Below are 2882 nucleotides of genomic sequence, written 5' to 3' on the forward strand. Positions count from 1 at the left end.
ATTGTTCTTTCCAGAACATTCCTCTAAACATAAAAAGACTTTTGGGCTAATCCGCTTTCGCTCGCCACTACTTACGGAATCTCTTCGATTTCTTTTCCTCCGGGTACTTAGATGTTTCAGTTCTCCGGGTTTGCTCCTCTTACGAGGTGACATATCTTCAATATGCCGGGTTGCCCCATTCGGATATCTGCGGATCAATTCGTGTGTGCCAATCCCCGCAGCTTTTCGCAGCTTACCACGTCCTTCGTCGCCTCTGAAAGCCTAGGCATCCGCCATACGCCCTTAACGATTTCTTTCCTATTGGTTACTCAAGCGCTTTATGCGCTCGGTTTTCTCTTTGTGATGTCTTTACCGTTAATGTCAATGATCTTAATTTCTTTCTTTCAAACTGATGAACAAATGTTGTTTTTGGCTCCATTCGTAACTTTTAAATCAGTCTTCCAAAACTGTGGAGAATAAGGGAGTCGAACCCTTGACCTCCTGCGTGCAAGGCAGGCGCTCTAGCCAGCTGAGCTAATTCCCCTCTAGTTGCTTCTAGCTTATCGCTTATTGCTATTGGCTAAATGCCAACTGCTATAAGCTATTCGCCATCCGCCTTAATTAGTAGTCTCGGGCAGGCTCGAACTGCCGACCTCTACATTATCAGTGTAGCGCTCTAACCAGCTGAGCTACGAGACTTTGTTTTAGATGTTAGATTTTAGATACTAGATGTTAGACTAATCTCTAACTTCTAATTTCTAACTTCTTTTCTAAATCTCTTTCCCTATACTAATTTCTAGTGGGTTTTGTATTTTTATATAGCAACCAAACAAAAAACTAAAGCTATTGCTTTAAGTAAGTATATTGTATCTTACGATACTGATTTTGTTTAACGTCTTAAGACGCTCTAAAATGAGATGTTCCAGCCGCACCTTCCGGTACGGCTACCTTGTTACGACTTAGCCCTAGTTACCTGTTTTACCCTAGGCAGCTCCTGTTACGGTCACCGACTTCAGGTACCCCAGACTTCCATGGCTTGACGGGCGGTGTGTACAAGGCCCGGGAACGTATTCACCGCGCCATGGCTGATGCGCGATTACTAGCGATTCCAGCTTCATAGAGTCGAGTTGCAGACTCCAATCCGAACTGAGACCGGCTTTCGAGATTTGCATCACTTCGCAGTGTAGCTGCCCTCTGTACCGGCCATTGTATTACGTGTGTGGCCCAAGGCGTAAGGGCCGTGATGATTTGACGTCATCCCCACCTTCCTCTCTACTTGCGTAGGCAGTCTCACTAGAGTCCCCAACTTAATGATGGCAACTAGTGACAGGGGTTGCGCTCGTTGCAGGACTTAACCTAACACCTCACGGCACGAGCTGACGACAACCATGCAGCACCTTGAAAAATGTCCGAAGAAAAGTCTATTTCTAAACCTGTCATTTCCCATTTAAGCCTTGGTAAGGTTCCTCGCGTATCATCGAATTAAACCACATAATCCACCGCTTGTGCGGGCCCCCGTCAATTCCTTTGAGTTTCAAACTTGCGTTCGTACTCCCCAGGTGGCTAACTTATCACTTTCGCTTAGTCTCTGAAGCTTGCGCTCCAAAAACGAGTTAGCATCGTTTACGGCGTGGACTACCAGGGTATCTAATCCTGTTCGCTCCCCACGCTTTCGTCCATCAGCGTCAGTTGTTGCTTAGTAACCTGCCTTCGCAATTGGTGTTCTAAGTAATATCTATGCATTTCACCGCTACACTACTTATTCCAGCTACTTCAACAACACTCAAGACTTGCAGTATCAATGGCAGTTTCACAGTTAAGCTGTGAGATTTCACCACTGACTTACAAATCCGCCTACGGACCCTTTAAACCCAATAAATCCGGATAACGCTTGCACCCTCCGTATTACCGCGGCTGCTGGCACGGAGTTAGCCGGTGCTTATTCGTATAGTACCTTCAGCTAGATACACGTATCTAGGTTTATCCCTATACAAAAGAAGTTTACAACCCATAGGGCCGTCGTCCTTCACGCGGGATGGCTGGATCAGGCTCGCACCCATTGTCCAATATTCCTCACTGCTGCCTCCCGTAGGAGTCTGGTCCGTGTCTCAGTACCAGTGTGGGGGATCACCCTCTCAGGCCCCCTAAAGATCGTAGACTTGGTGAGCCGTTACCTCACCAACTATCTAATCTTGCGCGTGCCCATCTCTATCCACCGGAGTTTTCAATATTAAATGATGCCATTCAATATATTATGGGGTATTAATCTTCCTTTCGAAAGGCTATCCCCCTGATAAAGGCAGGTTGCACACGTGTTCCGCACCCGTACGCCGCTCTCAAGATTCCGAAGAATCTCTACCGCTCGGCTTGCATGTGTTAGGCCTCCCGCTAGCGTTCATCCTGAGCCAGGATCAAACTCTCCATTGTATGTTTGTTTGACTCACTCAAAGTTTTTAACGCTTTAGTTTTTCCTTACTTGGTTGTTATATTGTATGTCAATGATCTTTATATCTTTCGCTTTTTAACGAAACAATCTTTCTGTCAGTGTTGCTCCGTATTTGCGAGTGCAAAAGTAAAACTTTATTTTGAATTGACCAAATGTTTTTGAAGAAAATTTTAAAGTTTTTTAAAGTAACCTTAATTCTTCCTAAACCTTCAATCTCTCTACTCCTGCGCTCCCTCTAATTGGGACTGCAAAGATAATAACTATTTTTTAACTGACAACTTTTTTTATAAAAAAAATTAAAGTTTTTTTTCGTCCTTATCTTATGAAGTATTTCTTTGTTTCTGCCCATCTAAAGGCTCTTCTGCGCTACTGAATGTCTTTCGTTTTTCAGTGGGGCAAAGATAGAAACTTCACACACACTACGCAACTTTATTTAACATAAATTTCATATTGAAAC

At 44.2% G+C, this 2882-nt stretch carries 2 tRNA genes and 2 rRNA genes; all 4 read right to left on the reverse strand.

Annotated features, from left to right (window positions below):
- Window positions 1-296 (reverse strand): 23S ribosomal RNA (locus NK356_RS23930); the annotation flags it as partial.
- Between the two features lie 153 nt (window positions 297-449).
- Window positions 450-523 (reverse strand) — tRNA-Ala (locus NK356_RS23935).
- An 81-nt stretch (window positions 524-604) separates the two neighbouring features.
- A tRNA-Ile gene (locus NK356_RS23940) sits at window positions 605-678 on the reverse strand.
- A 211-nt stretch (window positions 679-889) separates the two neighbouring features.
- A 16S ribosomal RNA gene (locus tag NK356_RS23945) occupies window positions 890-2406 on the reverse strand.
- Between the last annotated feature and the right edge of the window lie 476 nt (window positions 2407-2882).

The organism is Chryseobacterium sp. S0630 (assembly GCF_024158915.1).
Taxonomy (GTDB): Bacteria; Bacteroidota; Bacteroidia; order Flavobacteriales; family Weeksellaceae; genus Chryseobacterium.